Genomic DNA, 23,625 nt, shown 5'->3' on the forward strand with positions numbered 1-23,625 from the left:
GGTGGATAATCACGGCGTGAAAACTGATTAATGGTCATATGATGGGCAGTCAGGGGATCGAACCCTGGACCCACGGATTAAGAGTCCGTTGCTCTGCCAGCTGAGCTAACTGCCCATAAAATGTAACAACTCAACGAAAAATATAATATCATGAATTCGGGACTCTGGCAATACTATTTCTGAATTTTTTTTCAAAACTTGCTAATTTTTATTAAAAAGCTGGTGAAAACGATTACTTAAACGAACGGACAATTTCCCGGGAAATACTAGAGCTACGGGGGTTTCTATGCAAAGAAAGCTCACGTTATTTGTGATATACTAAAAACAGTGCTGAAAATAATTTTTTTAGCCAACCTGACACGGAAAGACCTTTTGATTTTCCGTAATTTATCGAAGCAACACCCAATAAACTTAAAAATGAACCTGTTTTCCCCTAAGGAGGAAGAATCGTTATGAAAAAAATCTTAGTAGTTGATGATGAAAAACCAATCTCAGATATCATGAAGTTTAACTTAACCAAAGAAGGTTATGAAGTCCACGTCGCCGCCGATGGTGAGGAAGCCTTGCAAAAGGTTGAAGAAGTTCACCCGGATTTGATTTTGTTAGATTTGATGTTACCTAAGATGGATGGTTTGGAAGTCGCCCGCCAAGTACGGAAAAACTACGATATGCCAATCATTATGGTTACGGCAAAGGATTCGGAATTAGATAAAGTGCTTGGTCTGGAACTCGGTGCGGATGATTATGTTACGAAGCCGTTTTCTAACCGGGAATTAGTCGCACGGGTTAAAGCAAATTTACGCCGTCAAGGTACCCCCGCTGCGCAACCAGCCGAAGTTGAAGAAAATTCAGACATTGAAATTGGTGACTTAGTCATTCACCCAGAAGCTTACATGGTTTCTAAGCGTGGGGAAAACATTGAGTTAACCCACCGTGAATTTGAACTTTTGCATTACTTGGGTCAACATATCGGCCAAGTGATGACGCGGGAACACTTGTTACAAACTGTTTGGGGCTACGATTACTTTGGTGACGTCCGGACGGTGGACGTGACAGTTCGGCGTTTACGTGAAAAGGTCGAAGATAACCCTAGTCATCCAAAGTGGCTAGTCACTCGTCGTGGGGTGGGTTACTACCTACGCAATCCTGATAATGAGTAGAGGTCGTTAAACCGTGTTGAGATTTAAACGGAAGAACTTTTTTAAGTCGATTAATTTTAAGATTGCGCTTGTGTTTGCGTTATTGTTACTGATTACTTTAGAAATTGTTGGCGCCATTTTTGTGCGGCAACTAGAATCGACCAACATTCGCCAGTTCAAGTCCACGGTTCAGATTCCAACGTACGTGGATAATTCACTGGCGGAGCAGTTATCGTCGAATAATACGACTAAAGCAAATACTCAGATCAAGACGATTCTGTCGAATTACAACTATGCCAATATCGATGAAATTCGAGTCATTGATAGCAAAGGGACCATTCGCGGAACTAATGATGTCAATGATCAGACAATCGTTGGTCAGAAGACAACTGACCGTAACGTCAAAAACGCAATCTATAATAATCGTTCCTATACCAAGAACACTTATGATACGCAAAATAATGGTCGATACTACGTTTCAATCGTGCCCCTCTACACGTCGAGTTCGACGGGGAATAATAGTCAGCTGGTCGGGGTACTGTACGTCCGGGCGAATATGAAGTCCGTCTATAGTACGATCAATACCATTATGGGGATCTTTGTGGCCGCGTCGCTAGTGGCCATGGTGCTCGGGCTAGGCATTGCCATTATCATTGCCCGGGCAATTACCCGACCAATTGAAGAAATGAAGCAACAGACGCAACGAATCGCGCGTGGCGATTACGCTGGGCAAGTGCGCGTTTATAGCGATGACGAACTGGGACAACTGGCGAGAGCCATCAATAACTTGTCGATTCGGGTCGAAGAGTCGCAAGAGTCCACTGAAGCGGAACGCCGCCGGTTGGACAGTGTCCTGTCACACATGAGTGACGGGGTGATTGCGACGGATCGCCGGGGAAATATTACGATCATCAATGAAACGGCGTCGGATTTTGTGGACGTGGTCGCTGAAAAGGCCATTGGCAACTCGATCTTGGACGTTTTAAAGATTCGTGATGAGTATTCCCTGCGTGACTTGATCGAAAATCAGGATGAATTGATGCTTGATTTCTCATCGAATGAACATGACTTGATTTTGAACGCCTATTTCTCGCTGATTCAGCGTGAATCCGGGTTTATTAGTGGTCTAGTCTGCGTGTTACACGATGTTACTGAACAACAAAAAATCGATAATGACCGTAAACAGTTCGTTTCCAACGTGTCGCACGAGTTGCGGACACCGTTGACGAGTTTACGGAGCTACATTGAAGCTTTAAGCGACGGTGCGTGGAAAGATCCCGAAGTCGCACCGGGCTTTTTAAAGGTGACCCAAGAAGAAACGGACCGGATGATCCGGATGATCAACGAACTGTTGAGTTTGTCACGGATGGATTCCGGGACGACTAGGGTCGATATGGAACTCGTTAATATCAACGAGATGTTTAACTACGTCTTAAATCGGTTCGATATGATTTTGAAAAAAGATGATAATCCAGCTAAGTATTACACGATTAAACGTGAATTTACGAAGCGGGATCTGTGGGTCGAAATCGATACGGATAAATTTACGCAGGTTTTGGATAATATCATGAATAACGCCATCAAGTATTCACCAGATGGTGGGGTCGTGACTTGTCGTTTACTAGAGACCCATAACCAAGTGATCATTAGCATTAGTGACCAAGGATTAGGGATTCCGCGGGCCGATTTGACCCACGTCTTTGACCGATTCTTCCGGGTCGACAAAGCACGTTCACGGGCTCAAGGTGGGACTGGCTTAGGTTTGGCAATTTCCAAAGAAGTTGTGCAAATGTTAGGCGGTCGGATCTGGGTCGACAGTGAAGAGGGTAAGGGCTCGACGTTCTACATTTCCTTGCCTTACGAACCTTATGAAGAGGAGGATCTTTGGGATGACGACTCACAAGGTTAGACGCTTATTGTTACCAATCGCACTCACGGCCCTGATTCTTCTAAGTGTCGGGTTATCCGTTTATATTTGGATGAACCCGTCGCGTTATGAACGTGAAAGTAAGGTTAGTACCACGTCGTCAAACTCAACGTTAGCGACGCGGACGGTCGACGACATTTACTTGCCAACGCAGCTGATTCGAACGGATTCTAATGGGAAACAGGCCCTCTTGATTAACAAGAATGTCAGTTTAGTTAGCCAATTTAAAGATCAGCTCAGCAAGTGGCACGCGGAAAGTATCTCTAAGGTTCGCGTGACGTCGGCTAGTAGCTACACGGCGCTACTCAACGGGGAAGATTCGTACGTTTTAAATTTCCCGGATAGCGTCACGATTAGTATGTTTAATACCGTTTTTAATCAGAATTTACGGAGTTTTCGGTCGTCTGAATTTAGTCGCATCGTGATTCCGATTCATGATACTGACCACATTTATTTGTTGAATGATAATCATCATGAAATTTATAGTGTGCGGTTGCGGAAGAAGTCGCTTAGTTCGCTCGATAAGGTTTTAGCAGCGGATAAGGTCAAGGCGATTGCCGTTAAAATGACGTATGAAGACAATGCGACCTATTTGGATTACACGGATACGGTCAAAATGCAGCAATACAGTTACCTGATGAGTAAATCTGCGGCTAGTGAAATCGCCAACCGCTTACTCGATGCGGATGGGAACTCGACGGTCTCCGTGCATAACCGTAATGGTAAGCAGGAGTACACGACGGGCAGCTTTAAGCGCATGACCGTTAATCCGAAGCTCGGGACCGTTTACTTCGAAGATTACAGTGACTCCGGGGATACCCGGAAGATGTCGCTAGCGAGCCAGCTAAAGAAGAGTTATAAGTACCTGGTCTCATTAGGGGTACCGATGGACAACATCCGTTACTACGGCTACGATTCGACCAGTAGTAGTGTTATTTACCGCAGCTACGTGGAAGGATTCCCAATTTTTAATCAAACGGAAAATGGGGATGTCCGCATTCAGTTGACGGCTAACGGTCTCGACCGTTACTACTTCTCACTGTACAGCCTGCAAGTGCCCGTACCAACAACCGGGAACAAGCAATCGGTGACTTTGCCAAGCTCGACCAGCGTGCTCAAGAAGCTGATTGCAGCCGGTTATAAAAATAATAAGATTGGTAGCATTGAATTAGGCTACCAGTGGTCGCAAAACAAGTCATCCAAACTAGTGATTGACCTGACGCCGACGTATTACGTTTACTACAATGGTAGTTGGCGAACGTATACGTCGATGCTGAGCGGATCTTAAGGGGGCGGACGCATGAATTTTCGGAGAATTGAGTGGATTTTCTTAGCCGCGTTTGTGGTGCTGGATGCGTTCTTAGTGTTCATGTTCGTGCAAACGAGTTCGACCACGTCAACGAAGTCATCCAGTGATACGGCGACGACCATTATTAGTGAGATGCGCGCGGATAATATTAGTTTTAAAAATCCGGACACGAAGGAAGGTACCGGCTACTATATTGCCGGTAACAATGAAAGTGGGCTGAAGCAGCACCTAAGTCAGCTAACTGAACAGAACGTCCGGATGCAAAGTGTCGGTAAATTGACTAGCACGTTGCGAACGGCCAGATCGATGAGTACGGATAATATGAAATCCGATTTAACGATGTTTATGAAGCAGCCGTCAAACATTATTCATGGTGATGAGTACGTGTACGACGCGTCGCTGTCATCTAGCGGAGATCACGTTTTTGTCCAGAAAGTTGCCGATGGTGAAATTCTGACGGGAACTGGTCAGATCCACCTATTTGTTAATAAAAATAATCAGTTGACTGGTTATACGCAGAGTTACGTGAACAACGTGAAGACGTTGCGTGAAAAGGCCGTGACAATCAGTGAAAAGAAGGCCATGGTGGCGTTGTACCAATATAACCAGGTCTCCAATAACTCACGCATTGTCTGGGGACGCTTAGGTTACTCGCGATTATTGAAGTTAAAAGATAGTAGCGTGTACGTGCCAACGTGGATCTTTGCGGTTCGAAGTAAAAATAGTTCCAATGTCAGTTTGCACCGGATCAACGCCTTTACGGGGGCGTCGATGAAGAGTGCGAGTGCGGCTAGTTCGACGGAGAACGAGACCGCCGCAATCGAAACGGCAACGGGTATGGTTTGGAACTCAGAATATTAAAAGCAAAAGGACTGTGACGGTGGTCACGGTCCTTTTTAGCGCCCAGTAATATTGAGTTATAACCAATTTTATAATACGGTGGCTAGCGGGGCGCTTGCTTTTCAACACTGTGAAAAGCGTGTATCATGTAAAGATAGTAGCGGATTTCAGAGATGGGAAGAACCTAATAATGGTATTAAAGTTAGCAACAGATGAAATGAAAGTGAGCGTTCTGGCGTCCGGGAGTACCGGCAATGTCACGTATATTGAGACGCCCGAACATAAAGTCCTAGTTGACGCAGGGTTAAGCGGTAAAAAAATTGCCAATTTAATGCAGTCAATTGGACGCGATATCAATGAAGTCGACAGTCTATTTGTCACACATGAACACACGGACCATTGCCATTCGGCGGGCATCTTAGCGCGCAAATACGGGTTAGACGTCTATGCGAACCAGGGAACCTGGGACGCCATGGCCAACCGAATTGGTAAGGTACCACCTGAGTTGCGTCACGTTTTTGATCCGGATACAACGCTGGGTCTCGGCGACCTCGACATTGAATCTTTCAGTGTGTCACACGATGCGGCTGAACCACAGTTTTATGAACTTCACCATGCCGGTAAATCGTTTGTGATTATTACGGATACTGGTTATGTTTCTGAACATGTTGAAGGGGTCATCAGTGACGCTGATGGTTACCTGTTTGAATGCAATCATGATTTGGAAATGTTGCGCATGGGACGTTATCCATGGCCGCTCAAGCAACGCATTTTAGGCGATGAGGGGCATTTGTCCAATGAAGACGGCGCCAACGCGTTGATGGACGTCATTGGCCGACGTACCAAGCGAATTTACTTAGGACACCGGAGTCAGGATAATAATATGAAGTCATTGGCCCACTTAACGGTGGCGTCAATGATGAAAGAACACGATTTTGGGGTCGAACATGATTTCCAACTTTACGATACTGACCCTGAACAAGCGACTAAACTGGTGACACTATAATACTGATTTAATATTTACACTAATATTCAGTCATAGAAAAATCATAATTGTTAGCTAAAATAGAATTAAAATCAGTACTAGTAGGGAGGGATCGCGTTTCGACGCGTCATTATGGCCAATAAATCATTGATCAAAGTTGCAGTAACCGCACTTGTCGCCGGGTTAATCGGTGGTGGTGCGGCGTATGGCGGGATTAATTATCTCCAAAGTAATAACGTCGCTACTTCAACAACTAGCGTACCGACCGGCTCAAATAAGTCGGGTTCAACTTCCACGACTAACGTCAAAGTTAACGTTAGTTCGCAAGCCACTAAGGTTTACAAGAATAACAAAGCTGCGGTGGTTTCAGTTATTAATTTACAAAAACAGAGTACTTCTAGTGGTTGGAGCGGTATTCTGGGTGGTGACGATGGATCGTCCGACAGTGATGGGTCTAGTTCCAGCTCAAGCTCGAACAGTAAGTTACAAGAGTACAGCGAAGGTTCTGGACTGATCTACAAGACGAGCGGTAACGCCGCTTACATCGTCACGAATAATCACGTGGTGAGTGGATCCAACGCGGTGCGGGTCATTATGAGTGATGGCACTAAATTAACGGCGAAAATCGTCGGGACCGATTCCGTTACCGACTTAGCCGTTTTGAAGATCAACTCTTCTAAGGTAACGAAGACGGCAAGCTTCGGGAACTCCGATAGTATTGAAGTCGGTGAAACGGCCTTAGCCATTGGATCGCCACTAGGTTCAAACTACGCGACGACCTTAACGGAAGGGATTATTTCCGCTAAGAAACGGACCGTTGCGACGACGAATACGTCGGGACAACAGACCGGTTACGCCACTGTTATTCAAACGGATACGGCGATTAACCCTGGGAACTCCGGTGGGCCGCTCTTTAACTTGGCTGGTCAAGTCGTCGGGATCAACTCGATGAAGCTGTCTTCTGACAGTTCTGGGACTAGCGTTGAAGGGATGGGCTTTGCCATTCCAAGTAACGAAGTCGTAAAGATCATCAATGAATTGGTGAAAAACGGTGAAGTGGTCCGGCCCGCGTTAGGTGTGGCAACGTACAACTTGTCTAACATCTCGCAGAGTGACCGCAAGTCGGTCTTAAAATTACCGACTAGCGTGGAGAGCGGGGTCGTTATTATGAAGACCTACTCCGGTTCGCCAGCGAAGGCTGCGGGGATTAGCAAGTACGATGTGATCACCGAGCTGGGTGGTAAGAAGGTTACGAGCTTAGCAACCTTGCGGACGGCCTTGTACGCCCATTCTGTAAACGATACGGTTAGTGTAAAGTATTATCATAACGGGAAACTCAAGACAACGAACATGAAGTTGACCGAAACTACCAAAGCGTTAAGTAAACAGAGCAACTAAAAATGAGATTTTCATAAGCGCACCTGAGTGTTTTTAACATTCAGGTGCGCTTTTTTTGCGACTGGTCTAGTTTTGAGATGCCGTGGTGAGTGGGAGAAAGCTTGATTGGTCGAGGTGGCGAGGCAAGTTATAACGGTGCGTTGGAGTGAATTTAGGAAAAACCGAAGAATAAGGTTTCAAATAAAGGCGAAATTGGGGATGAAACCGCCAACTTAAATTTAAAAGCCGAACGAAAATAGACGAGCTACAAGCGACCATTTTTTGCAAGTTTTATGATGGACGTAAAATGTGTATAACTTCGGGGATAAAATCTGCTAAAATTAATGAGCGTTTATTAACAGGCGCAACCATGGGAATTTGGCTTGTTCAAAAGTTATCCACAGATGAAAATGGTACCTGTGGATTAAATTTATAAAAAAAGTTTTTTGGTGAGCAGATACCTGATATAATGGGATTTGTAACCGAAACCGGCGAACAAATGTTGCGGTGGATAACTGTGGATAAGTCGGAGATGGCTTGACAAACTAGGTGCAAATAAATATTGTGGCAAACACACGTTCAACACAATATATAGAATAGTGAGTTATGCACCTGTGGATAACCATGTGCATAACTTGTGTAAAGGTGGTAAATTATGAACATCAAAATTATCTGTGTGGGTAAATTGAAGGAAAAATATTTTAAACAGGGGATTGCGGAATATGCGAAAAGAATGAGTAAATTCGCAAAATTCCAAATTGTCGAGGTTCCGGATGAAAAGGCGCCGGAGTCATTAAGTAACGCAGAGATGGCTAACGTGATGGAAAAGGAAGGCCAGCGAATTCTGGAAAAAATCAAGGACCGCGATTACGTGTACGCCTTGGCGATTAAGGGAAAGGAACGCACAAGTGAAGAGTTCGCGGCGGAAATTGATAAGTTGACGACGTATGGTCACAGCGATATTGATTTTGTGATTGGTGGGTCGCTTGGTTTAGATCCAGAGGTGTTAAAGCGGGCGGATACTCAGATTTCGTTTGGCCGTTTCACGCTGCCACACCAGTTGATGCGGTTAGTGCTGTCGGAACAGGTTTATCGGGCATTCATGATTAATATTGGGAGTCCGTATCACAAGTAACACAATACGATAAGTAAACAGGCCTCGATGATTTCGAGGCCTGTTTACTTATGTTGCTCACATCACCGTACTGTCTCCAGCTAAATACCGCTCAATCTTATGATCAATCACTTTCAGCTGTTCCTGCTTATCAGCAATCGAAGCAATGACTTGCTTACGCTGTTCGCGCATTAATTCAATTCGTTGAGGTAAGCTGCTATCGCCTTCACGTACTAAGGTGGTGTAGTATTGTAATTCAACAATTGACATACCAGCTTCTCGCAAATAATGTAAATTAGTTATCCAGTGTAGGTCTTCATCATTAAAAATCCGTTGATTATTTTCATTGCGCTTTTCTGGTGGTAATAAGCCACATTCTAAGTAATATCTGACTGTTCGAATAGTGACATTAGCGGCTTTTGCAAATTCACCGATCCGCATCAATTGATTATTATCCATTTTGGCTTGACCTCCCGTTACGTTAGGTTGATATAGTAGGTCCATCATAACAGAAAAGGGAGCTATGGATATGACTATCAATACATTAATTACTGGTGCTGATCGTGGGATGGGTTACGAATTAGCCCTAGAACTTGGTTTGAGGCCAATATATCTATGTTGGTTCTAGGAATTTAGCTCGTGGACAGGCCGCTGTTGCACAGCTCAAGGCTGCTGGTGTTCAAGCTCAGGCAGTGCAATTAGACGTGACCGATCATGAGTCGATTGTTGCCGCGAAAGAAAGTATCACCGCTAATTTAGATATTTTAATCAATAATGCGGGTATTGCCGTTGATCATGAGGCTAAGCCGTCAGAACTGTCATTAGACGCAATTCGGAAAGATTTTAACGTGAATTATTTTGGCTTGATCGACGTCACACAGGTCTTCTTACCACTTTTGAAGGCAGCGCCGGCTGGCCGGATTATCAATATTTCCAGTGCAGTGGGGTCATTGACTCTGGCCAGCGATGCCAGTACCAGCATTCACAAGCTACAAGCATCTGGCTATCAGGCTTCTAAGGCAGCGGTCAATATGTTCACCATCAAACTCGCTGCTGAACTTGAGGGAACGCCTGTCACGGTAAACGCCGTCAATCCTGGTTGGGTAGACACCAGTTTTGGTGGTGGTGGCGGTAATCGGACCGTGCAAGTGGGTGTGGCGCGGACTGTGGAATTGGCCACTTCGGATGCGTTAACCGATTCTGGAACATTTTCAGATATTGATGGTATCGTACCTTGGTAACCTGCTCAAAGTAAGTACGAAAAACTAAGAAGATAAAGGCATCTCTAGAAGGAAACAATCAATATTATAGACAAGGTGTTTTAACAACTTCAAGCCAAAGCAAAAGTAATCTCCTCGTGATTTTTTACGAGGAGATTACTTTTAAATGCCGGATGATACCCGCTTAGATATGAACTGTGTATGTGCAATCAGTCTAGTTTCTTAATTCGACAGCTACAAGTTGCACAAGATCCTCAGGAAAGCTAGCACGCATATGTTTGAGTGATTCTGGTTTGCTTGCTAGAGTTGAGTTACTATTTTTTTCAAGGTAATGTTTTAGCGAAGCAGTGGCATTGACGATAGCTTCCGCATAACTTTCACCAGATACTGATAGTTCAAGGATATCAGGGAAAATTACGGTGATAGAGTGGCCGACTTGGCTAAAGACGGCTGGATAAGATACGAAGTTTGGATTGGACATGATGAAATTACCTCACTATTAATTTTTTTGGGTAGACCAGTAGTGTATAAGTGTACATTGTGTCTTAGAGATGTCAAACAATACGCGGAGTCGATGGGAATACTTAGTTCCTGAAGGGATGGACTCGGGTACTCCTGTTAGAGCCTTCAGCGAGGCTGATGTGTTAAATTATCGCGGAGTTGTCTGATACGCTTCGCCGTATCCGTAAATGGGGCAAAAAAAGTATCCACATGTTAGACACTTGGAATTTATGAAGTTGCATTTCAATTGGTGATTTGTACAGTAAAGGCCCGGGGTATCCGGGCCTTTACTGTACAAATTGTCATTCGATCTTGGCGTAATCTTCATTAAAAATAGTACAAATTATGTTAGCCATGTGTTCAGCTCTATTTCGTATTTCTGAACTAGTCCATTTATCATTTTTAGAAATATTACGATTTTCTTTAAGACCACTTTGAGCGTACTTTTTACTTTTGTCATTAAATTCGGCATTCTTGGCACTGCGATTATCTTTACTATGCCAAAGCGTTAAGTTACCTATATTGTAAGTGTATTTATTACGTTCTTCTTCTTCGGGATACCATTTTAACCATTGGCTATCTTCCTTCGGAGTCTGAGGTAAAATATGCTCAACGTCATTACCAGAACTACTTACTTCTAATTCATTGTTACGATATTCGTAATTGTACACACTTCGTAAGATAAAGGAAATTTTTGAATTATTTTGGGGAAATTGTTTTTGTTTGATGGATTCTATCAATTGGTTATCAGAAATACATAAATTTCTAATCTGTTTGATTAAAGAATCAATATCTAGCTCAGACGAGTAGACCCCTTTTGCATAGGTTGCAAACTTTGTTTCAATAGTGTTAGCTTTCTGTTCACCAAAGTAAAAGTTTTTAATTGTTAATTCAATAATTGCTTTTAGGACAGCATTGACTTCTTTTAAGCCTTTTTTTCGGAGTAGCATCGCTAAGATAATGGGACGATGTTGTTTCATACTAAATAAATGTATTGTGTTAACGTAATCCTTATATTTTGATAGGTCCCTATTGTTGCTATCTGTCATTTGATTTTCGTTACATATTTTCAGAAAACATTTTGAAGCTTGTAGTAATAGTTCTAGCAACTGATCCATGTCAGTCTTATCATTGACATCTTTGCCTGAATAGAGATGTTCTAATATTTTATTTTCACTTGTTTTTCCTTTGAACAGAGTAGCCGTAGCGATTAAGAAGCTTTTATGATTTAATCCACTTAGAGCTGAATCAATTTCCTTCCACTTTGGCTTAACCACGGACTCACCTAAACATTTAACCATATCATTTTTTAAGACATAATACTTTTCAATATTTTTACCAGTATTATTAAGTGATTCAAACATATTTAATGCAATATCTTCTTTGTATGCATCGAACTCAACTAGTAAAGTCTTATCTAGAATGAAACCTGCTAGTTTTGTTAAGTCAAGATCTTTGTAGGTATTTGAAAACACCTCAAAAAGATGGTTGATATAAAGTAGATTGTAGTAAATTGCTTTTTGATTGCTGTTTAACTCTTCTGAGTTGTTGATAATATAATTAAATTTATTATCAGTAACTCTGTAAAAAAAAGTATTATCAGCGTCGGAGTCGAAAGCTAATTTCTTTTGGATTTTACTATTGGTTCGTAGTGCATCGTGTTGAACAAAAAAGGATTGTCTGATTTGTTTAGCGGCATCTTTATCCCCCTGTTTTAGTAGGTTCTGAGCAATAACTGCTAAAATTAGCATGCAGGTTACGGTTCTTTGTTGGCCGTCAAAAATTCTTAAATTATTATTGTCGTCGTGGTAAAGAGTGAAAAAGTTAAGCATATGGTATTCTTTATTGCTACTGTATAGAGAAGTTAAGTCATTAAATAAACGTTCAACTTCTGGTTTTCCCCATTCATAATTTCTTTGGGAAAAAGGGATTAGAAAGGTTCTATCAACATTTAATTTTAAATAAGTATCTAAACTCTGTGTTTCTGATTTTACAAGTTCTGTATAGCTCACTAGTAATAACCATCCTTATTTTAGTATTAGAAGATGCTTTCAACGTATATCACTTTCCATTGATAGTCAAATATCAGAAATAACTCGCGGATAAATTTATGTGATTTTGAGGATTTAAACGTTGATTTCAATAAAAATGCTCTGAAACAAATTAATGATGGTCATTATAATGATGCTGCTTTACTGGTTAGTGATCAAAACCCCTGTGGTGTAAAAGCTTTAAGCTACGAAGGCATAGACGTTATAGCTTTCAGAGATAAACGTGAATTCAGTAAGGCTATTACTAAACAAATTGATGATGTTTTTAATTATTTGGATCTTGTGAATCGCAGTCAGGTTCTGATTACGGGGAAAGGCCAACGATCAGAGTGTTGAGATTACCCATAGTAGTAATTCGTAAAGCAATTGTTAATTAGCACATCGTGACTATTGGCTTTATTCAAATGTGAAAGTGGAAGTATTTGATGATTGGTTGAAAATAGTTTCGCCATTTAAAAATTTCTAATTTAGTGTAGGAAAAGATAAGTGGTCGGACGCAAATCAGACGCAATTTAGGATGGGTACGGAATTTGAATCCTTGCTGGTTAGGATCAAGAACCTTGACGATAAATGGATATTCGGACAGCATGAGCATTTTATGTTGTCGTCAGAATAATAGAATATTAACCCCACCTAGTCGTATCAGAGTCTGATGCGATTAGGTGGGGTTATCTATGCTAATTAAACTATTTTGTCCACGTGTAGCTGGTTCACTTTTTTCGTTGTGATGAAAGTTTTCTGCTTTGATGTGCTACTTGTAATCAGGTAAAACAGATTATTGCAGAAATTACTATTGAAAAGTGGTCAATCAGCGATTATACTTGTGCTAGTTAGGCGATTGATACTCTAACCCACGTTTAAAAATTGTGATCCTTTTTATGTTTTCAAGAGGATGATCCGGTGGGATAGAGGATTTTTTGAGACGTCTAAGTGTGTTCCCTGCGTGAGGCGGGGATGATTTTCTTGTGAAAAAGGCTAAGTAACGGGTAGTTGATTGGTATGCAATTGTAATTGTTTGTAAGAGATGCCATTAAATAAGTTAAGCTATGTGAAGGTGATTGTTTGAGTATCGATGTTGATGAAGTGAAGCTTGATTTTGACACAATTGGAAGTGTGTTTCAGAAGGTTGACAAAGCTACCATCATAAAAATAATGAAAGCGTATTATTCGAATAAATTGTCAGCGACGAAGTTAATCGAAAATTTTAATTTGAATACTATTCCATCAAAACTGTACAAGAATTTTCCATGTGTGGAGATGAAAAAGAAGTGTCCATACGATGGTAGTAGCTTCAGAGTAAAAATGCCATCAAAAACTAATTTTGAGGTGTTTCTTCAGGGCTATGGTGAGACCTTATTTTGCCCTTTGTGCGGACATGTGGATGAACCAGATTGTGATTGTGACAATTGTAAGTTAAAGAGAGAAAATGAGCTTCATGAAAAAAAGGCTAAGATAAGAGAAGCGTATAAACGTGAAAATTTTAAATTAGTTAAAGAAGAAAAGTTATCGTTGAGGGATCGAATATACCTTTCGGCGTTAATAAGAGGGTTTATGGATGAAGACCAAGTATTTATTGCCCCGTTAAGTTCATCGGCAGCAAAACTGGCACCTACATCTGATTTTTCTGCTGAGATTCTTCAGCATTTAATTGCACGAGGGATAATTGTGCCTGCAAGTGTTAGCAAAATATCAGCGTTTACAGAAGAAGACTTTCCTAATCAATATTATTTGACCCAAGTAAGCTATCAAATATTAGTTGCTACCGAGGATGATGAAAGTAGTTTAATTAACAGGCTAATGTACCCAGATAGACAGCTATTCTTGGATGATAAATATGAAACTTATCAATTATGGAAGCAGATAGCAGAATCAGAAGCTGAAGAATTCTTATTATATAGGATGAGTGCAGTAGGATTTGATTTCAACGTTGGTGATAAGACTAAAATGGTTCTGAATCAGCTACTGGAACGATTCTCGGTAGGACAGATTAATAGTTTTACATATCGTGCGGTTGCAAATGCATTGCAGTGGTATACAGAAAATCGGAATATTTCTAAAAGTCACGCGGCTAATTCAGTTGTTTCAGGTCTTGAGAAAAGTGGAGAACGTGCTCTAGCAGAAGGTTGGAAGGTGAAGGCTTGGACACGAAATTATTACTTGGGACAAAGTGAGGTTAGTGAAGTGTTATATAATCCAATCATGCAAGTCTCGGAATTGGGATTTACTGAAGTACCAACCGAGGATTTTTGATATGACTATGTAATTGAATGAAAGGGGGGGAGTTCTCGGCTTGGTAAAATGAACGACGTACTAATTGCGCTGGGACTCTAGTAATGAAAAATCATTTGCTAATGTGTCCCGTAAACATGATTTCCAAATAAAGATTAAAACTAATAAAAAATTGTGATTTTGCAAATCGGAAATGTTGATATATCAGCATTTCTTTAGTGTGTTCCCCACATACGTAGGGATGATCCTTAGAAAGTTGGCTTGAGAATGTTCACAAGCTAGTGTTCCCCACATACGTAGGGATGATCCCTAACAAAATATAAACAATTTGCGTGCGTTCGAGTGTTCCCCACATACGTAGGGATGATCCTTAGCCAACCGTGTCGCCGATAAATAAACAGTAGTGTTCCCCACATACGTAGGGATGATCCCTGGTAAGTTGTCTCCAAATTTCCAAGGGTAAAGTGTTCCCCACATACGTAGGGATGATCCCCAAGGTAGGATCACGTACAACCGTTAAGCCAGGTGTTCCCCACATACGTAGGGATGATCCCATCAATCATATGAGCGTGTGCCGAAAGTAATGGTGTTCCCCACATACGTAGGGATGATCCTGTCAAGATTATCAGTCATCGTTTGAACGACTTTGTGTTCCCCACATACGTAGGGATGATCCCTAGGTTTATAAAAAAGAAAAAATTTAATTTGAGTGTTCCCCACATACGTAGGGATGATCCCCAATCATCAATGCCATTCCAGAAATCTTTCCAGTGTTCCCCACATACGTAGGGATGATCCTGTACAACCATCAAAAGCAAGCGCTGTTTTGTGGTGTTCCCCACATACGTAGGGATGATCCCCCCTCTTCGTAATCTTTAACTTATTGCATTTGGTGTTCCCCACATACGTAGGGATGATCCTAAAGCAGACTAAGCAAGAGTATCAGGACTTTCAGTGTTCCCCACATACGTAGGGATGATCCATGAAGAAACGATTGAGCTAACCCAGAAAATTGGTATTCCCCACATAATGTAGGGATGATTTTGAGACACTCACAATGTCACTACGACTATGTTCTGTATGTACTATGAATTTCTACTATAGAACAATGATCCTTGTCTTTTGGAGAAGGAAGTCTTGCCAGCAAAAATTAAAAACGCTTTGAACAAATTCTAAAAGTATCTAGAGAGACGTTTTTCTGGTTGAATTACGTAATTATTAAGGTAAAAGGTTTTCATTTTAAGGCTAGTATCAGTTTAAAAATAATCCTAAACAAAGGAGTAACATACAATACGTTTTTCCAGATTTTGATAATGGTTTGCTGAAAGGTTTCAATGAATCTTGAATTTCGAAAGCAAGCATCATACGTTAGGCCGCAAAGCTTATGGAAGGTTAGGTAAAAAAACAATGGCAATAACTTTATCCAAGCAGGCAATGTCTTTATGGGCAAAAAAACGTTCGGAAGATGGTCAGCAATATTGGCTACCACTAATCACCCACTTGATAGATACACAAAATACAATCAACTGGTTATTCAATCAGTGGCTATGTGACGGGCAGAAGCAGATTCTTATGGGGAAGTTATCGGAAGAAGAAACGCAAAAGTTAGTTAAATTTGTCGGTTTCGTCCATGATATTGGGAAGGCTACTCCAGCTTTCCAAGGCAAAGCGTCATATGATAATGATACGGAACTAGATGATCAGCTAAAAACACAACTAACCCGGAATGGATTTGTTAAATTTGATGAAGTGCACTTAGCATCTTCCAGTAAGTCACCACATGCACGTGCTGGTGAGGCAATTATTGAGGACTTAAAAGTGCCAGAGTCAATCGATGCCATTATTGGTGGTCACCATGGTAAACCAGAAAGCGAAAGTCCTGTAAGGCAAATTAAAAATTATACCGCTAATTATTACCAACATGATAAAAATATTGACGAACAAAGGCCGTGGAAACAAGTCCAAAAGGAGTTATTTCAATATGGACTGACTTTGTCTGGTTATCAAGCTGCTAGTGAAATACCTGATATCAATCAGCCCCAAGCGGTCATACTGGAAGGATTACTCATTATGGCTGACTGGTTAGCCTCTAGTGAGTATTTGAGCCAGAAGCAAGCCGTCCCGCTTTTTCCATTAATTAGTATAGAGCAGTCTGGGTGTGATAATACAACCAAGCGGTTTAAACAAGCCATTGGTGCCTGGAATTTAGGCGGGAAATGGAACCCACAAAAGGTGAACTTAGCTAATGCGTATTGGGACCGTTTTAAGCTTGAACCACGTCCAGTTCAAAAAATAATGACGCAAATGATTGGGGAAGCGACTGATCCAGGCATGGTGATTGTGGAAGCTCCCATGGGTTTGGGCAAAACCGAAATTGCCTTAGTTGCAGCAGAGCAACTCGCTTATACGACTGGTCGCGATGGCGTCTTTTTTGGCCTACCTACTCAAGCAACGACTAACGCGATGTTTACTCGGGTTGAGGCTTGGCTAAATGTTCTAGCACAAACGCAAGATGAAAATTTCCCAATCAAATTAATGCATAGTAAAGCGCAGTTTAATCAAGAATATCAATCACTACTGAATGCAATTGACATATCCAATGTTGATGATAAAAGTGATGGGTCCGTTGTCGTTAACGACTGGTTTTCTGGGAAAAAATCGATTCTAACAAAGTTTACGGTGGGAACTATCGATAACCTATTGTTAATGGGATTGAAACAGAAGCACTTGTTTTTACGGCATTTAGGTTTCAGTGGCAAAGTCGTGATTATCGATGAAGTCCATGCCTACGACGCCTACATGGATTCCTATCTTTGCAAAGCAATCGAGTGGTTGGGAGCTTATAAAGTACCAATTGTCATTTTATCGGCGACTTTGCCAAAGGCTACACGGAATATGCTAATGCGAGCTTATTTGAGGGGTAAATACGGGATTAAGTACAAGCGAGAACTACAGGCACCGAGTGATTGGGAAGAGACGCAAGCATATCCGTTACTCAGTATTGTGGATGGTAACCAGATCAAACAAATTACGGATTTTCCTGGTAAAAGTGACCAGCAGCCAATGCAAGTAAAAGTAACGCGTTTAGACGTTTCTGACGATGATCTGATAGCGAAAGTCGTGCAGCAGATTAGTGAGGGTGGTGTTGCAGGTATCATTGTTAACACGGTTAAGCGAGCTCAGAAATTAGCGCAGTTGGTACCCCAGGACATTAAATTAATGGTGCTGCACTCCGCGTTTTTAGCCACTGACCGAACTGCTCAAGAGACTGAATTACAGAAAGCAATTGGAAAAAATCAAAAACGTCCAGATAAGATGATTGTGATAGGAACACAAGTCTTGGAACAGTCGTTAGATATTGATTTTGACGTGTTGTATACGGACATTGCACCGATGGATCTGATCCTACAGAGGGCAGGTCGCTTGCACCGGCATAATATTGAACGACCCAAGGCCCTGCAACAGCCACAGGTGTTTGTGATGGGAATTAAAGGACCCGCTGAATATGAGGGCGGCAGCAAAGCGGTCTATGGACAGTACTTGCTGATGAAGACCGACAACTTCTTGAAGGATACGATTACGTTGCCAGATGATATTTCACCACTTGTTCAACAAGTTTACGATGCTAGAACGAATGAGAAGGTTCCAGGGATAGCCAAATATTGGACTGAGTTTGATGATGACCGCAATGGTGAGCGTCAAAAAGCCTGTGAATTCCAAATTAACCGGCCTAATTTGAAGGTAGGTGAGCCAATCCATGGTTGGTTAGATCATGGTCAAACTAATGTTAGTAACGATGAACAAAAAGCCAGCGCAGCGGTACGTGATATCAAAGAGACTTTGGAAGTTCTTCTTATTCAGCATACCGATGCCGGTAACTTCCTGTTGGATGGTCATAATTTGAATGAAGTCCATCCCCAAAAAATTGCGCAACAGCTTATTCGAATTCCGACAGCCATTACACCTTGTCCTGAAAAAATTGACAAAGCGATTAATGACTTGGAAACGCTAACTAGTCGTTACTTTGCTGGCTGGCAAAACAATGTCTGGCTGAAAGGGGCCCTAGCCTTACCGTTGGATCAGAACTTTTCGACCACTTTTGAAGGGTGGCAATTAACTTATTCTTCTAAGCTAGGTCTTAGTTACATAGAGGAGGAGGATCATGGATAAACAAGAATTTAACTTAGTTACGGATTCGTGGATCAAAGTTATTGAGATACAGTCGGCGCGCGAAAAAGCTGTTTCACTCAGTGAGCTATTTGAACATGCGCAAGATTATCGACAGCTTACTGGCGATATGCGTAGTCAAGATTTAGCCATTTTGCGTTTGTTATTGGCAATCTTAACGACCGTTTATTTACGAGTTGACGCGCAGGGGAAGCAGTATGACTGGCTAGAAGAGCCTACTCAGCCAAATACACCCCTAATTATCGACCAAGAAGATTTTGAAGATGAAGGCCAAGATACGTTATTGGCAACGTGGCAGGAGTTATATCAAGCGGGGCACTTCTCTAAAAGCGTTACGCAATATTTGACTCGCCATATGAACCGGTTTGATTTCTTTGGTGCTCAGCCATTTTATCAAGCTACGGCTGAGGATTACGATGCGCTAGTGCCGGCAAATAAGCGGGTAGAAGCGGGTAAGGGTCAAGTGTCAGTGAAACAAATCAACCGTCAAATTTCTGAAAGTGGAAACACGCCATCAATTTTTTCACCCAAGTCTGGAGCGGATAAGAATAAAGTTCAGATTGATGAATTAGTTCGGTGGATCATCACGTATCAGAATTTCACCGGTGTAACTGACAAGACCAAGGTTGTGACGGAGGAAAAGTTTTCAAATCCCGCTGGTTGGTTGTATCAAATTAATCCCGTTTTTGTGAAAGGTAAAAATCTTTTTGAAACGTTAATGTTGAATCTAGTTTTATTTGACCCTCGCAAAGAGGGTGCGGATTATTCACTACCAAAGCCAGTTTGGGAGTATCGAACGGTCGGTGCTTACGTTGAAAAACGTAAGCAACAAATTTTACCTGACAACTTGGCTGAATTGTATACTGCTTGGTCACGAATCTTACACATTGAGTGGAACGAACAAGGACAACCACTAATCTTTAGTGCGGGGCTCCCGATGTTTGAAAATAATAATGCGTCGATTGAACCCATGACGACTTGGCGATATGACAAAAAAACTAGTAATTATCGACCAGCAGTTAAGGGATTGCGTTCACTGGGAATCGCGATGTGGCGCAATTTTGGGCAGTATGTCAAAATTCGAGAAGCTGATGACGTTCATGAGCCGGGACTGGTTGTGTGGTTACGTGAATTGAAAAAGAAAAAATTGATTGCTTATAACATGCCGATAAACTTGAATTCGACCGCTTTAATCAGTGATGGTAACGCGACGTCGCAAGCACCAGCTATTGAAGTGATTGATGATATGCAAATACAAGCTGACGTCTTATTTGACCCAGAGGATTATTGGCCAACCCAAATTGAAAGGGCAATTGAGTTAACCCAGAAAATTGGAACGGATTACTATCACTTCGCAAGCGATATTGGTCGAATTCGTAATTTAGATGTGCGTCCCTTTGCTGCTTCCATGAGTGCTAAATTCTATGACCGGTTAAACGAGCCGTTCAAGGAGTGGTTAGAAGGGCTAACCGGAGACGATGACCGGGATGAAAAAATCAGTCAGTGGAAAGTGCAACTCAAATCAATTACTAATGAGGCTGTGTCTGACGTGTTGCGGACAAGCTCATCGCGTGATATCAAAGGAATCGTGACGGATAAGGGTCCCTTAAATATTTTTACGGCCAAAAGTCATTTGATGTATAACTTACGGATACATCTTGATCTGGAGAAAGGTGATGATCGTGGATGACATATGAAATTGAAGCGGCAACGGATCGAATTATTAGGACACTGAATCGTAATGGTGGGGACACCCGTGATAAGGCGGTGTTAAGCAGTTTAAATCATGCGTCTTCAATCACTAGTCAGCGTGCGCAAGCAGTGTGGCCGGTTTTGATGGCTAATTTAGACCGATCACAGCTTAGTCATAATGGGGTTCCAACTAGGGGAGAAGTCGCGGTTTACACTGCGGTCCGGCTCTATGCAAACTATCAACAAGGACAAGAAGCGTTTGTTTATGGCCCATCTGGCTCATCTAAGGGTAAGCAACCAGAAGGGGTGCAATTTTTTGTAGCCTTGGCAAAATTACGACAAAAAGAAGGGACCAGTAAATCATTTGGAGGTCGAGTACAAAACGTTTTAGAAACAACTAATGCGGCTAGTGTGATTAATGGTCTCTCACATTTGAATAAGATTTTAAAAGGGCGTAATGGTGCCCAGAAAATTGACTTTGCGAGGTTAGCGCAGGATTTGTACCGGTTGCAGGCGAACTATGAACAGGCGATGCAGGTACAGTTACTTTGGGGTCAGCAGTATTTCAGTGCGCAACCAGAAGCGGATAAAAAAGAAGGAGTGCAAACTAATGACTAAACAAAATTTATATGTTGATTTGAACGTGTTACAGACGGTACCTTCATCTAACATTAACCGGGATGACACGGGCGCTCCAAAAACGGCCTTATATGGTGGCGTAACGCGGTCCCGCGTTTCTTCTCAAAGTTGGAAGAAAGCAATTCGTGATTCGTTTAAGGATAATAATGTTGTGACTGGTCGTCGGACGAAAAAAGCTGCGGAGCTCTTAACAGAACAGTTTAAAGCCTTGGATAGTTCTTTAGATGATGATGCTATTCAAACAAAAGTCGATGAAATCTTTAAATTGGCGGGGATTAAGCTAAACAAGGATAACGAGACGGGGGCCTTGTTGTTTGTCAGTCGTGGCCAGATTGCCAAGTTAGCCCAATATGCTCTTGATAATGAAGAGTTAGATAAAAAGGAAGTCAAGAAGGTTTTAAAGGGTGATCAATCCCTGGATTTAGCTCTATTTGGCCGGATGGTGGCTGATAATCCGGAACTAAATGTCGATGCGTCATCGCAAGTTGCGCACGCGATTTCGACGCATGAAGTCGTTCCCGAATACGATTATTTTACTGCGTTAGATGACGAACAAAAAGAAGACACGACTGGTGCGGCCATGTTAGGGACAATTGACTTTAACTCGGCGACGCTATACCGCTACGCTAACCTAAATATGAACGAACTCATTCAGAACTTAGATGCAAGCGATGCAATTAGTGGTGCGGCAGCCTTTATCAAAGCATTTTTGCTTTCAATGCCTAACGGGAAACAGAATACATTTGCTAACAAGACGTTACCAAGTTACGTGATGATCACGGTTCGGACGGATACACCGGTTAACTTAGTGTCAGCTTTTGAAGATCCTATAAGTTCCAGAACCGGCTACGTTGAGCCTTCAATTAAACGACTTGAGGAAGAGTACCAAAATACATTGCAGTATGTGGATCAGCCGATTTTAAATTTGGTGTTGAGTCATGATAAGTCCAACGTTGGGCAACAAGTTGCCAACGTGACTGAACTGCTAGACCAAGTTACAGCGGCATTATCGAAGGTGGTTAAGGATGAAGACACTAACGATTAAGTTAACGGCACCACTGCAATCCTATGGTAATGAAGCAACTTTTAGCCGGCGGACAAGTAATAATTACCCAACTAAAAGTGCGGTGATTGGGATGGTTGCGGCGGCTTTGGGTTATCGACGGACGGACGAACGGATTTTAGCCTTGAATGACTTAGATTTCGCTGTCCGGATTGACCAAGTCGGTAAGATGCTGACTGACTATCAGACGGTTGAATGGAAAAAGGATACGCGGAAAGTGACGTATCGTGACTACCTACAAGATGCCGTTTTTGTGGTTGCGTTGGGAAGTTCGGATGAGCAATTTATTGATGAGATTAAAGTGGCACTTCGTCATCCCCGTTTTCCATTATTTTTAGGGCGACGGTCAAATGCACCTGCGGGGGTTCTGAAGATCCAAGAATTTTTGGACACCACCCCAGTTGCGGTACTTAGAAACCTAACCTGGCAAGCGGCGGATTGGTATCAACGTCGCTCTCAGTATCAGACCATTGAGATTATTGCCGATGCGGATTTAATCTCAGATGGGCGGAGGGCCATGGTCAAAGATCGCGTCGTTTCGTTTGATCAGCGGCATCGAAGTCACAGTTTTCGTGCTGTGGCCAAAACAAGAGTCGCACTCAGCGACCTTAAAGCGCAAGTTCATGATCCTGAGACACAGCATGATATTATGAACCGACTTTAGAAAGGAGGACACATGTACTATTTATCAAGAGTTCAAGTTGATGTTAATAATCGGTATAAGACAAAGGACTTAACCCACCTTGGTGCTTTCCATAATTGGGTCGAACAGAGTTTTCCAGATGAAATCGCAACGGGTGAACGGCATCGCCATTTATGGCGCCTGGATGTCCTTGCAGGTAAAACCTATTTATTGATACTAAGTGAGTCTAAGCCTGATTCAGATCTGTTAGAACGGTATGGTGTGCCTGGTACGGCTATTACGAAGTCGTATGACAAATTCTTAGACCGGATTCAAGATGGCCAACTGATGCAATTTAGATTGACGGCCAATCCGACGCATACCGTTACTCGTCCGGGTGAAAAGCAGGGACGAGTAATGCCCCATATCACTGTTGAACGGCAGTGTAAGTGGTTAATGGATCGTGCTGACAAGCTAGGATTTCAATTAATCAAGCAAGTGTCGGCGGATGAGCCAGAATTATCAGCAACGCCAGCCTTTGACATTGTGAATCGGGATTGGCCAACGCTGCATCGTAAGGTTGGTCGTGGTGTTCGGCTTAGTCGAGTAACTTTTGAAGGCCTGTTACGCGTGAGTGATGTAGTTGCTTTTCGTCAGACATTGGTCACTGGAATTGGCCGGGAAAAAGCTTTTGGAATGGGATTAATGACGGTTATTCCGGAGGACTGA

Annotated in this window: 17 protein-coding genes, 1 tRNA gene, 1 pseudogene and 1 CRISPR repeat array; of the genes and pseudogenes, 15 read left to right on the forward strand and 4 right to left on the reverse strand. The window is 42.2% G+C overall.

What is annotated here, in order from left to right; translation table 11 throughout:
• Nucleotides 1-42: 42 nt before the first annotated feature.
• Nucleotides 43-115 (reverse strand) — tRNA-Lys (locus AAA939_RS02865).
• 337 nt (nucleotides 116-452) lie between these two features.
• Here AAA939_RS02865 and yycF point away from each other — a divergent pair.
• From yycF to rlmH, 7 genes are all read left to right on the forward strand, one after another.
• Nucleotides 453-1,160, forward strand: a complete 708-nt coding sequence (yycF, locus tag AAA939_RS02870) for a response regulator YycF (RefSeq protein ID WP_338208616.1) — start codon at nucleotides 453-455, stop codon at nucleotides 1,158-1,160.
• A 13-nt stretch (nucleotides 1,161-1,173) separates the two neighbouring features.
• The gene (walK, locus tag AAA939_RS02875) at nucleotides 1,174-3,048 is read left to right on the forward strand and encodes a cell wall metabolism sensor histidine kinase WalK (protein ID WP_338208614.1); all 1,875 of its coding nucleotides are present in this window, start codon (nucleotides 1,174-1,176) and stop codon (nucleotides 3,046-3,048) included.
• Entirely contained in the window at nucleotides 3,029-4,354 is a 1,326-nt protein-coding gene (locus tag AAA939_RS02880; protein ID WP_338225908.1) for a YycH family regulatory protein, read from the forward strand. The genes walK and AAA939_RS02880 overlap by 20 nt, the downstream gene beginning before the upstream one ends.
• A gap of 12 nt (nucleotides 4,355-4,366) precedes the next feature.
• Nucleotides 4,367-5,236: a two-component system regulatory protein YycI gene (locus AAA939_RS02885; protein ID WP_338208611.1), complete on the forward strand. Its 870-nt coding sequence runs from the start codon at nucleotides 4,367-4,369 to the stop codon at nucleotides 5,234-5,236.
• A 169-nt stretch (nucleotides 5,237-5,405) separates the two neighbouring features.
• Nucleotides 5,406-6,221, forward strand: a complete 816-nt coding sequence (locus AAA939_RS02890) for an MBL fold metallo-hydrolase (protein ID WP_338208609.1) — start codon at nucleotides 5,406-5,408, stop codon at nucleotides 6,219-6,221.
• Between the two features lie 111 nt (nucleotides 6,222-6,332).
• On the forward strand, nucleotides 6,333-7,598 hold the full coding sequence (locus tag AAA939_RS02895; protein WP_338208607.1) for a S1C family serine protease: 1,266 nt from the start codon (nucleotides 6,333-6,335) through the stop codon (nucleotides 7,596-7,598).
• Between the two features lie 634 nt (nucleotides 7,599-8,232).
• Complete coding sequence (gene rlmH / locus AAA939_RS02900; RefSeq protein ID WP_338208605.1) at nucleotides 8,233-8,712, forward strand: 23S rRNA (pseudouridine(1915)-N(3))-methyltransferase RlmH; 480 nt, start codon at nucleotides 8,233-8,235, stop codon at nucleotides 8,710-8,712.
• A 57-nt stretch (nucleotides 8,713-8,769) separates the two neighbouring features.
• Here the strand turns inward: rlmH and AAA939_RS02905 are convergent, their stop codons facing one another.
• On the reverse strand, nucleotides 8,770-9,150 hold the full coding sequence (locus tag AAA939_RS02905; protein ID WP_338208603.1) for a MerR family transcriptional regulator: 381 nt from the start codon (nucleotides 9,148-9,150) through the stop codon (nucleotides 8,770-8,772).
• Nucleotides 9,151-9,220: 70 nt separating this feature from the next.
• Here AAA939_RS02905 and AAA939_RS02910 point away from each other — a divergent pair.
• Nucleotides 9,221-9,932 (forward strand): annotated as a pseudogene (locus AAA939_RS02910) (SDR family NAD(P)-dependent oxidoreductase).
• A gap of 193 nt (nucleotides 9,933-10,125) precedes the next feature.
• On the opposite strand, the gene AAA939_RS02915 reads toward AAA939_RS02910, so the two are convergent.
• Entirely contained in the window at nucleotides 10,126-10,392 is a 267-nt protein-coding gene (locus AAA939_RS02915) for a hypothetical protein (RefSeq protein ID WP_338208601.1), read from the reverse strand.
• Nucleotides 10,393-10,714: 322 nt separating this feature from the next.
• Nucleotides 10,715-12,424 (reverse strand): DUF262 domain-containing protein, encoded by a 1,710-nt coding sequence (locus AAA939_RS02920; RefSeq protein WP_338208599.1) that lies wholly within the window; start codon nucleotides 12,422-12,424, stop codon nucleotides 10,715-10,717.
• Nucleotides 12,425-13,525: 1,101 nt separating this feature from the next.
• Here AAA939_RS02920 and AAA939_RS02925 point away from each other — a divergent pair.
• The 7 genes from AAA939_RS02925 to cas6e all read left to right on the forward strand — a co-directional run bounded on the left by AAA939_RS02925 (nucleotide 13,526) and on the right by cas6e (nucleotide 23,625).
• Nucleotides 13,526-14,713 (forward strand): hypothetical protein, encoded by a 1,188-nt coding sequence (locus tag AAA939_RS02925; RefSeq protein ID WP_338208597.1) that lies wholly within the window; start codon nucleotides 13,526-13,528, stop codon nucleotides 14,711-14,713.
• Nucleotides 14,714-14,912: 199 nt separating this feature from the next.
• Nucleotides 14,913-15,674: a CRISPR direct-repeat array (repeat unit 28 nt; unit sequence GTGTTCCCCACATACGTAGGGATGATCC).
• A gap of 425 nt (nucleotides 15,675-16,099) precedes the next feature.
• Nucleotides 16,100-18,862, forward strand: coding sequence for a CRISPR-associated helicase Cas3' (cas3, locus tag AAA939_RS02930; RefSeq protein ID WP_338230461.1), 2,763 nt, complete (start codon nucleotides 16,100-16,102; stop codon nucleotides 18,860-18,862).
• Nucleotides 18,855-20,570, forward strand: coding sequence for a type I-E CRISPR-associated protein Cse1/CasA (locus tag AAA939_RS02935; RefSeq protein WP_338208593.1), 1,716 nt, complete (start codon nucleotides 18,855-18,857; stop codon nucleotides 20,568-20,570). The genes cas3 and AAA939_RS02935 overlap by 8 nt, the downstream gene beginning before the upstream one ends.
• Nucleotides 20,567-21,190, forward strand: coding sequence for a type I-E CRISPR-associated protein Cse2/CasB (gene casB, locus AAA939_RS02940; protein WP_338208591.1), 624 nt, complete (start codon nucleotides 20,567-20,569; stop codon nucleotides 21,188-21,190). Before AAA939_RS02935 ends, casB begins: the two co-directional genes overlap by 4 nt.
• Nucleotides 21,183-22,256, forward strand: a complete 1,074-nt coding sequence (gene cas7e, locus AAA939_RS02945) for a type I-E CRISPR-associated protein Cas7/Cse4/CasC (protein ID WP_338208589.1) — start codon at nucleotides 21,183-21,185, stop codon at nucleotides 22,254-22,256. The genes casB and cas7e overlap by 8 nt, the downstream gene beginning before the upstream one ends.
• Nucleotides 22,237-22,938: a type I-E CRISPR-associated protein Cas5/CasD gene (gene cas5e, locus AAA939_RS02950; protein ID WP_338208587.1), complete on the forward strand. Its 702-nt coding sequence runs from the start codon at nucleotides 22,237-22,239 to the stop codon at nucleotides 22,936-22,938. The genes cas7e and cas5e overlap by 20 nt, the downstream gene beginning before the upstream one ends.
• Nucleotides 22,939-22,950: 12 nt before the next feature.
• Entirely contained in the window at nucleotides 22,951-23,625 is a 675-nt protein-coding gene (gene cas6e / locus AAA939_RS02955; RefSeq protein WP_338208585.1) for a type I-E CRISPR-associated protein Cas6/Cse3/CasE, read from the forward strand.

The organism is Lactiplantibacillus paraxiangfangensis, assembly GCF_036246185.1.
Lineage (GTDB): Bacteria > Bacillota > Bacilli > Lactobacillales > Lactobacillaceae > Lactiplantibacillus > Lactiplantibacillus paraxiangfangensis.

Coding starts and splice junctions, on each gene's coding strand:
- cas6e (WP_338208585.1), top strand. CDS start 22,951: ATGTACTATTTATCAAGAGTTCAAGTTGATGTTAATAATCGGTATAAG.
- cas5e (WP_338208587.1), top strand. CDS start 22,237: ATGAAGACACTAACGATTAAGTTAACGGCACCACTGCAATCCTATGGT.
- casB (WP_338208591.1), top strand. CDS start 20,567: ATGACATATGAAATTGAAGCGGCAACGGATCGAATTATTAGGACACTG.
- AAA939_RS02890 (WP_338208609.1), top strand. CDS start 5,406: ATGGTATTAAAGTTAGCAACAGATGAAATGAAAGTGAGCGTTCTGGCG.
- cas3 (WP_338230461.1), top strand. CDS start 16,100: ATGGCAATAACTTTATCCAAGCAGGCAATGTCTTTATGGGCAAAAAAA.
- AAA939_RS02905 (WP_338208603.1), bottom strand. CDS start 9,150: ATGGATAATAATCAATTGATGCGGATCGGTGAATTTGCAAAAGCCGCT.
- AAA939_RS02915 (WP_338208601.1), bottom strand. CDS start 10,392: ATGTCCAATCCAAACTTCGTATCTTATCCAGCCGTCTTTAGCCAAGTC.
- rlmH (WP_338208605.1), top strand. CDS start 8,233: ATGAACATCAAAATTATCTGTGTGGGTAAATTGAAGGAAAAATATTTT.
- yycF (WP_338208616.1), top strand. CDS start 453: ATGAAAAAAATCTTAGTAGTTGATGATGAAAAACCAATCTCAGATATC.
- AAA939_RS02880 (WP_338225908.1), top strand. CDS start 3,029: ATGACGACTCACAAGGTTAGACGCTTATTGTTACCAATCGCACTCACG.
- AAA939_RS02885 (WP_338208611.1), top strand. CDS start 4,367: ATGAATTTTCGGAGAATTGAGTGGATTTTCTTAGCCGCGTTTGTGGTG.
- cas7e (WP_338208589.1), top strand. CDS start 21,183: ATGACTAAACAAAATTTATATGTTGATTTGAACGTGTTACAGACGGTA.
- AAA939_RS02935 (WP_338208593.1), top strand. CDS start 18,855: ATGGATAAACAAGAATTTAACTTAGTTACGGATTCGTGGATCAAAGTT.
- AAA939_RS02895 (WP_338208607.1), top strand. CDS start 6,333: ATGGCCAATAAATCATTGATCAAAGTTGCAGTAACCGCACTTGTCGCC.